The organism is Pseudomonas sp. R62 (genome assembly GCF_000257605.1).
Lineage (GTDB): Bacteria > Pseudomonadota > Gammaproteobacteria > Pseudomonadales > Pseudomonadaceae > Aquipseudomonas > Aquipseudomonas atacamensis.
Genome location: NZ_JH635999.1, coordinates 1958279 through 1966825, shown reverse-complemented (window position 1 = coordinate 1966825; position 8547 = coordinate 1958279). Strand labels below are relative to the sequence as shown.

Below are 8547 nucleotides of genomic sequence, written 5' to 3'. Positions count from 1 at the left end.
ATGCTCGAGACGTTCGGCATTCTGCAAGCGTGGTGGTGAATCCACTCGACCCCTAGCACCCCATGCAGGTGCGCTAACAGCATGCGACTCACCCCAGGCGTCTCCCGGGGGAGTGGGAGCCGACCGAGGTGTCTTGCGATGTGCATCGACCTGAACTTGCCGTTGCGATTATGGATACACAGAAAGACTTTCACGTCGCTGCACATCCTGAATATACCCGGATCGGTCCCCTCTCCCTTTGGGAGAGGGCTAGGCGGGCGGCGTTCCGATGAGGGGCTTTTCGCTTCAGATCATCTCCGGCAACGAATCCAGAATCTTGTCCAGCGTAATCGGATATTCGCGGACCCTTGCGCCGGTGGCATTGTAGATCGCATTCGCCACCGCCGCACTCACGCCGCAAATCCCCAGTTCACCCACGCCCTTGGCCTTCATCGGCGACGAAATCGGATCGGTTTCTTCGAGGAAGATCACTTCCTGATGCGGAATGTCGGCGTGCACCGGCACTTCGTATCCAGCGAGGTCATGGTTGACGAAAAAGCCCAGGCGCTTGTCCACCGCCAGCTCTTCCATCAACGCCGCGCCGACGCCCATGGTCATCGCGCCGATGACCTGACTGCGCGCCGACGTCGGGTTGAGAATTCGCCCCGCAGCGCACACCGCCAACATGCGCCGTACGCGAACTTCGCCAGTGGCGGCATCGACGGCGACTTCGACGAAGTGCGCGCCGAAGGTCGATTGCTGATATTTCTCGGCCAGATCACCGAACTCGATGCTGTCCTCGCCGACCAGCGCGCCGCCTTCAGCCGCGTTGCGCAGCGGCAGGCTCTTGCTGCCGACGCGCACCTGACCATCGGCGAACTCCGCTTGATCCGCCGCCAGGCCCAGCTTGGCCGCCACCGCTTCGCGCAATTTCACGCACGCGGCGTAGACCCCAGCGGTCGAGCAGTTGCCGCCGAACTGGCCGCCGGAGCCGGCCGATACCGGGAAGTCCGAATCGCCCAGACGCACCACCACATCATCGAGACCAACGCCCATCATCTCGGCAGCGGTCTGCGCAATGATCGTGTAGCTGCCGGTGCCGATATCGGTCATATCCGTTTCAACAACGACCTTGCCGTCACGCTCCAGGCGCACGCGGGCGCCGGATTTGACCAGCAGGTTGTTGCGAAACGCCGCCGCCACGCCCATGCCGATCAGCCAGCGGCCTTCACGACGTGTGCCCGGTTGCGCCTTGCGCTGATCCCAGCCGAATTTCTCCGCGCCGATCTGCAGGCATTTGACCAGTTGGCGTTGGGAGAACGGCCGCTCGGTTTTCACCGGGTCGACTTGAGTGTCGTTAGCGATGCGGAACAGCACCGGGTCCATCTTCAGCTGTTCGGCCATTTCGTCCATGGCAATTTCCAGCACCATCAGCCCCGGCGCTTCACCCGGCGCGCGCATGGCATTGCCTTCGGGCAGGTCGAGCGGGGCGAGGCGCATGCTGACGCGGCGGTTTTCTGCGGCGTAGAGCAACTGGCTCGGTTGCGCGGCCAGTTCGACCTTGCCGTCAGCGAGGTTGCCTGACCAGCCTTCATGGGCGATGGCGGTCAGCTTGCCGTCCGCCGTTGCGCCCATGCGGATGCGCTGAATCGTAGCCGGGCGATGGGTGGTGTTATTGGCCATTTGCGGGCGGGCGAGGGCGACTTTCACCGGCCGCCCCGCCATGCGCGCGCCGAGAGCGGCGAGGATCACGTCGGCGCGGATGAACAGTTTGCCGCCGAAACCACCGCCGATGTACGGCGAGACCAATCGGACTTTTTCCTTCGGCAGGCCGAAGGTTTTCGCAATGTCACCGACACTCCAGGCGACCATCTGGTTCGAGGTCCACACGGTCAGCTGATCGCCTTTCCACGCGGCGAGTGTGGCGTGCGGTTCCATCATCGCGTGGGACTGGTCTGGCGTGGTGTAGGTCTGATCGAACTGCACCGGAGCGGCGGTGAAGGCCTTGTCGAAGTCGCCGTGATTGACGTCCGGCAGCTCGTCTTTCGGCTCGACGCCGAGGTCTTTGACGCTGGCCAGATCGAACTTGCCTTCGCTGGTCTCGTAATCGACCCTGACCAGTTGCGCGGCGGCGCGGGCCTGTTCGAAGGTTTCGGCAACCACCAATGCAACGGCTTGCTGGTAGTGCTGCACTTCGGGACCGGCGAGCAGATGCGCGGCGTTGTAATCACCTTTATCGAGCTTGCCGGCGTTCTCGGCAGTGACGATTGCGAGTACGCCGGGTGCGGCTTTGGCCTCGTCGAGATGAATGGCTTTGATCCGGCCTTTGGCGATCGCCGAATCGACCATGAAACCGTAGGCCTGATTGGCTGCCGCCTCATGTTGCTCGTAAGCGTAAGTGGCTTGGCCGCTGGTTTTCAACGGGCCTTCGATGCGCTCGGTGGGCTGGCCGACGACCTTCAGGCGGTCGATGGGATTGGTGGTGGCGGGCGTGTCGAATTTCATGCGGTTTCCCTCGCTTGCGCCAACACCGAAGCCAGCGTGCGCTCGACCAGTGTCAGTTTGAATTGGTTGTCATCGGTGGGTGTCGCGCCTTCGAGCAGGCGTTCGCTGACCGCTTTGGCGCCCTTGGGCAACAGCGCTTCAGCGGCTTCGACCCGCCACGGTTTCGGCGCAACGCCGCCGACGGCGACACGGCCGGTGCCGTCCTTTTGCAGGATCAGACCGACTGAAACAAGGGCAAACGCGTAAGACGAGCGATCGCGGACCTTGTGATAAATGTGCGTGCCGCCGACCGGTGCCGGCAGGGTCACGGCGGTAATGAATTCACCGGGCGTGAGACTGGTTTCGATGTGCGGAGTGTTGCCCGGCAATTGATGGAAATCCGCCATGGGAATGCTGCGCGTGCTGCCGTCAGGCTTGACCGTTTCGATCTGCGCATCCAGCGCGCGCATGGCGATGGCCATGTCGCTCGGGTGGGTGGCGATGCAAGCGTCGCTGACGCCGATGATTCCGAGTTGCCGGGTCACGCCACCGATCGCCGCGCAGCCGCTGCCGGGGTTGCGTTTGTTGCAGGCCTGGTGGGTGTCGTAAAAGTACGGGCAGCGGGTGCGTTGCAGCAGGTTGCCGGCGGTGGTCGCCATGTTGCGCAGCTGCCCGGAAGCCCCGGCGAGCAAGGCGCGGGAGAGCAGGGCGTAGTCCTTGCGCACGCGCGCGTCGGCGGCCAAATCGGTGTTGCGTACCAGCGCACCGATGCGCAGTCCGCCTTCGGGCGTGGCTTCGATCTGGTCCAAGCCGAGGTGGTTGATGTCGATCAAGTGTACCGGGGTTTCGATGTCGAGTTTCATCAGGTCGAGCAGGTTGGTACCGCCGGCGATGAACTTGGCGCCTTCGACTTGCGCAGCCTGGGAAGCGGCTGCTGCAGGCGAGTCGGCGCGGCTGTAATTGAAGGCTCTCATGCCGGTACCTCCGCGACTTCAGTGATGGCTTCGATGATGTTCGAGTAAGCGCCGCAGCGGCAGATATTGCCGCTCATGCGCTCCTGCAGTTCGGCGGCAATCAGTTTCGGCGGCTCGGTCAGGCTCGGGCTGACGTGGCTGGGAATGCCGTCGCGGATTTCCTTGAGCACCGCGACCGCCGAGCAGATCTGCCCTGGGGTGCAATAGCCGCACTGGTAACCGTCGTGCTTGATGAACGCGGCCTGCATCGGGTGCAGCTTGTCCGGCATGCCGAGGCCTTCGATCGTGGTCACCTCACTGCCGTCGTGCATCACCGCCAGGGTCAGGCAGGAGTTGATCCGCCGACCGTCGGCGATTACCGTACAGGCGCCGCACTGGCCGTGGTCGCAGCCTTTCTTGGTGCCGGTCAGGTGCAGGTGTTCGCGCAGGGCGTCGAGCAGCGTGGTGCGGGTGTCTACTTCGAGGGTTTGCGGTTTACCGTTGACTTGCAGGGTCACTTTACTCATGGCCGGTTGCTCCAGACTGGCCGCGTAGGCCTTGAGGCTGATAAAGGGGGGCATGGCGAACGCCGTCGCGGTTACGGCGCCGAGGATCATGAAATTGCGTCGGGAAATCGGCATGGTTCGATTCCTTTTCTCTCATCGGGCGGCAGGATTGCAAAAGGCCCAAACGGGCGCGCCGGCATGCATGCCAGTCTCGTAAAAGGAGTGACCGCAGCGGGAGGGAAAAGGTTTTGTCGGATTTGCGCTAAAGAGTTATGTGCTGAGCTCATCAATCCGCAGATCACACAAAAACCCTGGAGTGAGCCTGCTCGCGATAGCGGTGTGTCAGTTAATACTGATTCGACTGACACACCGCTATCGCTGGCAAGCCAGCTCCCACAGGGTTCCGAGTTGTTAATCCAATTGCATTTACAACATCAAAACCTGTGGGAGCTGGCTTGCCAGCGATGAGGCCGACGCGTTCACTCTGAATCTAATGCCCACCCACCACCATCGAGGTAAACGGTGCGACATACGCCTGCAACGTCACCAGCCCGCCGACCAGGATCGCCAGCACGATCGAGTGGAAGAACACGTAACGCAGGATCTCGCCTTCATGTCCGTACCAACGGGTCGCGGTGGAGGCGACGACGATCGACTGCGCGTCGACCATCTTGCCCATCACCCCACCGGAACTGTTCGCTGCCGCCATCAGCACCGGACTGATACCCAGCTGTTCCGAGGTCACCCGTTGCAAGCCGCCAAACAGCACGTTCGAAGCCGTGTCGGAACCGGTCAGCGCCACCCCCAGCCAGCCGAGCAGCGTGCCGAACATCGGATAGAAAATCCCCGTGGCCGCAAACGCCAGGCCCATGGTCGCATCCAGCCCCGAATAGCGCGTGAGGAAGCCCAGCGCGAGCATCGCCGCAATCGTGATCAACGAAAATCGCACCACCCACAACGTGCGCAGGTACTGCTTGATCAGTTGCGGGATCGAATAACCCATCAGCAGACCGCCAACAATCGCCGCCAGCAAAATCCCGCTGCCGGTCGCGGTCAGCCAGGTGAACTTGTAAATCGCTTCCTCGGCTTTCGGCGCCGCGACCACAGGCGGCACTTTTTCTATTTGCAGGTGCAGACCGGTGAAGGTCACCGCCGGGGCGAAGATCGGATTGGCCTCGCGTACCGGTTTGCCTTGCGGGTCGAGCTTGGCCGATTGCGTGACCGGGTCGATCACCGGGCGCGTATCGAACATGTTCTTGAAGCCCTGCGTGCCCCAGGCAAACACGAACACCGTGAGAATGATCCACGGCATCCAAGCCCGCATCACTGCCGGGCGCGCCTGATCGCTGAACGCGGCGCTGGCGGTGACTGTTTCCTCGTCGACCTTGGAGTTGTCGACGCGCCCGGACAACGCTGCCGAGGTGTGGATGGTCGCCGGTTTCCACACCTTGAGGAACAGCGTCAGGCAGGCCATGGAAATCAGCGCAGCGATGACGTCCACCAGCATCGGCCCGTGATAGTTCGAGACGAGAAATTGCGGGATGGCGAAACTCACCCCGGCCACCAGAATCGCCGGCCACACCTCGAGCATCTTGCGCCACCCGGCAAAGGCCCAGATCAACCAGAACGGCACCAGCACCGAGAAGAACGGCAGCTGCCGCCCGACCATCATCGACAGCTCCATCTCGTCCAGCCCGGTGACTTTGGCCAGGGTGATGATCGGCGTGCCCAGCGCACCGAAAGCTACGGGTGCGGTGTTGGCGATCAGCGCCAGGCCGGATGCGGCCAATGGCGAAAAACCCAGGCCGATCAGAATCGCCCCGGTCACCGCCACCGGCGTGCCAAAGCCTGCCGCACCTTCGAAGAATGCACCAAAGCAGAAGGCGATCAGCAGCAACTGCAAGCGTCGATCATCGGTGATGCGTGCTAGGGAGTCCTGCAGCACTTTGAACGAACCGTTTTCGGTGGTCAGGCGATGCAGAAAGATGATGTTGAGCACAATCCAGCCGATCGGCAGCAAGCCGTTCGCCGCGCCGAACAACGCCGCCGAACCGGCCATGCCCGCCGGCATGTCGAAGGCGAAAATCGAGATCAGCAGGGCGGAGGCCAGCGCCAACAGGGCCGCCAGATGCGCCTTGACGTGAAAGAACGCCAGCGCCGCGAGCATCACCACCACCGGCACTGCGGCCATCAGCGTGGAGAGCACCGGGTTGCCGAACGGGTCGTAGATTTGCTGCCAGACCATGATCCACCTCTGCTTATTGTTATTGAGGGTGCAGATCCATTGCATGGGGGTAGGTTGCAAGCAGTATAGGTGGCGTTACGCCGCTGTTCGGCTGCGGCGAACGAGCCGACAAACGGTCGATAGTGGCCACTGAATCAACGCGCTTTTGCCCGGTCGTATCTGCGGCTGCGCGCACTGCGTCCCGAAGACGCGGGCAGCGTGGCGATTTCCGTCGTCAAGACCTTGGGTTTTAGGGAAGTGTTGAATGAAGCAAGCGACAACCATGCTGCTCACTGTGACCGCCGCCGTATTGCTGAGCGGCTGTATTGCGGATTTTGATGATGACCACCGGCATGGCCGGCACTACGACCGCGACCACGGCCGCTATTACGACCATGACCGGCGCTGGGATGACCGCGATGACGACCGCCGCGATGGCCGTCGTTATCACCGTGATCGCGATGATGACTGATTGAGTGAAGAGGGCGTTCCCATCAAAGGAACGCCCTCTGTGCATCAGCCTTCAGTTGAAAAAACGAGCGTTCGCCTGGACGCGGGATCGCGCAGGCAGCGAGGCCTCGTGATCGAGCAAATGGGTGGCGAGTATGTCGCTCAGAAAACGGAACTGATCGTTGAGGCCGACCACTTCATTGCTGAAATGGTTGCTGGCGGCGGGCATCAGCAGATCGTCGAAATCTTCGTTGAACACCAGCGTCTGCGCCTTGCGCGGCACGACGTGCTGTTGGTAGTAGTTGCTGCCGAACACCGGGAAACTCACGGAGAGGGTGACTTGGGTGTGGATCATGATGTGAACGCCTCGTTGTGTTTCGGATGAGTCAATCGTGCCTTTCATCATGGGAGGGCGGAAGGCAATCGTGGCGATGGTGGATATCGATGGCGGTGATGGTTGAGTTTTGTGGTGCTGCTGCTGGCGCCTTCGCTAGCAGGCTCGCTCCCACAGGTGCAACACATTTCAAATGTGGGAGCGAGCCTGCTCGCGAAGAGGCCGGAACCTTCAGCATCGAAATCGACTGACCCACCTATACTCAAACCTGCACCTCCCCAAGCCAAAGGACACCGCCACCGTGAACCCACGCGCGCTGGTCGTCGCCGCACTGCTTTTGCTGGCCGGCTGCGCCACGTCGGCCCGGGCACCGGTGAGTGCGCCGCAGGCGGTGGTGGTGTCGGCGCAAACCTGGCAGCAGATCGACCGCGAGATCCTCAGCGCTTCGCAGCAGGCCACCGAGCAGGTCAAGCTGTTCGCCCGTGGCTCGATGGAACATTGGCGCACTCGGGTCTATCAGCAAACTGAAGAAAATTTCATCCCCTGGTTCAGCAGCTACTGGACCCAGGAATGGCTGTCGATGAAGGTCAGTTGGTACACGATCAGCGCCGGCGGTGAGCAGGACGCTTCGGCGAAACGGCTGGCGGCGTATCTGCTTGAGCAATATCAGGAAAAAGTCCTCGCGCCGGTCGCCGTGGAGATCGATCCGGATGCGATCCTGGCGCAGGCCACGGCGTTCTACGCGCAATTGATGGCGCAGCAGATGCCGCTCATCGCCCAGCGTCACGGTGTGCCGATTGCGCAGCTCAACGGGCGCTTGCAGAAGATCCCGGCCATCGCCCTAGGCCCGCCGCCGGCGCGGGATGCGTCGCTGTTCAAAGTCATCAGCACCGAGCCGCTCAACACCCTCCCGGCGTACGCCGCACTGATCGACAAGATCCACACCGACGGCGGCGCCAAGGGCATCTCTTCCACCGAAGCAGCCATGGCCCCGGTGGCCAAGCGCGCCAGCCAGCGCATCGAAGCCGAAATGGCCCCGCGCGGCGCCGCCAGTGCAGTGGCGGCAGCAGCCGGGAAACTGGCCGGGGCGATGATTTCGGTCGGCGTTGCCGGCATTCGCGCCATCATCCAGGCCAACGACCGCCCCGACAGCGAAGCGCTGATCCGCAGCAGCCTCGGCAACACCTTCGACAAGGCCTGGCAGAAGCTGCTGCAGAATCCGACCACGGGGGTGATGGCCGGCACGCTGCACATGGCCGGGCAGGTCGAAGGTAATCTGGGCGTGAGTGAACCATCGCCTATCGGTGTGAGCGCTGTGCCATAGCGCTTGTACCTGCGAAGTTTTGTTGGCGGCGGTCGCGCCCGGATCAGAGCGGATGCTAGTCTTGCACAACGCTGTTGTCAGGGAGCCCACATGGGCAATCACAAGATCGAAATTCGCCGCAGTAACGTCGAGAAAATCCTGCTGGCGGCGGAAAAGGTTTTCGCCGAAAAAGGCTTCGGCAGCACCGCCATGGCGGACATCGCTGCCGAAGTGCAGTTGCCGCGTTCCAATCTGCATTACTACTTCAGCACCAAGAGCGAGCTGTACAGCGCAGTGCTGTTCGATCTGCTGGA

At 62.1% G+C, this 8547-nt stretch carries 8 protein-coding genes; 3 read left to right on the top strand and 5 right to left on the bottom strand.

The features are described from left to right. Window positions 1-285 precede the first annotated feature (285 nt). The 4 genes from paoC to OQK_RS26675 all read right to left on the bottom strand — a co-directional run bounded on the left by paoC (window position 286) and on the right by OQK_RS26675 (window position 6167). Window positions 286-2484, bottom strand: a complete 2199-nt coding sequence (gene paoC / locus OQK_RS26690; protein ID WP_016775139.1) for an aldehyde oxidoreductase molybdenum-binding subunit PaoC — start codon at window positions 2482-2484, stop codon at window positions 286-288. Next, window positions 2481-3437 carry an FAD binding domain-containing protein gene (locus tag OQK_RS26685; RefSeq protein WP_016775138.1) on the bottom strand — a complete coding sequence of 319 codons (957 nt, stop codon included), beginning with the start codon at window positions 3435-3437 and terminating at the stop codon, window positions 2481-2483. The genes paoC and OQK_RS26685 overlap by 4 nt, the downstream gene beginning before the upstream one ends. Continuing rightward, the gene (gene paoA, locus OQK_RS26680; protein ID WP_016775137.1) at window positions 3434-4057 is read right to left on the bottom strand and encodes an aldehyde dehydrogenase iron-sulfur subunit PaoA; all 624 of its coding nucleotides are present in this window, start codon (window positions 4055-4057) and stop codon (window positions 3434-3436) included. Before paoA ends, OQK_RS26685 begins: the two co-directional genes overlap by 4 nt. A 355-nt stretch (window positions 4058-4412) precedes the next feature. Further along, window positions 4413-6167, bottom strand: coding sequence for an L-lactate permease (locus OQK_RS26675; protein ID WP_016775136.1), 1755 nt, complete (start codon window positions 6165-6167; stop codon window positions 4413-4415). A gap of 244 nt (window positions 6168-6411) precedes the next feature. Between OQK_RS26675 and OQK_RS26670 the strand changes: the two genes are divergently transcribed. Continuing rightward, entirely contained in the window at window positions 6412-6618 is a 207-nt protein-coding gene (locus OQK_RS26670) for a hypothetical protein (RefSeq protein ID WP_016775135.1), read from the top strand. A 51-nt stretch (window positions 6619-6669) separates the two neighbouring features. Here the strand turns inward: OQK_RS26670 and OQK_RS26665 are convergent, their stop codons facing one another. Then, window positions 6670-6951, bottom strand: a complete 282-nt coding sequence (locus OQK_RS26665) for a hypothetical protein (protein WP_016775134.1) — start codon at window positions 6949-6951, stop codon at window positions 6670-6672. Window positions 6952-7231: 280 nt separating this feature from the next. Between OQK_RS26665 and OQK_RS26660 the strand changes: the two genes are divergently transcribed. Together OQK_RS26660 and OQK_RS26655 are read left to right on the top strand one after the other, a co-directional pair. Then, window positions 7232-8254, top strand: coding sequence for a hypothetical protein (locus tag OQK_RS26660; RefSeq protein ID WP_016775133.1), 1023 nt, complete (start codon window positions 7232-7234; stop codon window positions 8252-8254). 90 nt (window positions 8255-8344) lie between these two features. Further along, window positions 8345-8547, top strand: a 203-nt coding sequence (locus tag OQK_RS26655) for a TetR/AcrR family transcriptional regulator (protein WP_038861832.1), incomplete at its 3' end; no start/stop codon positions are given.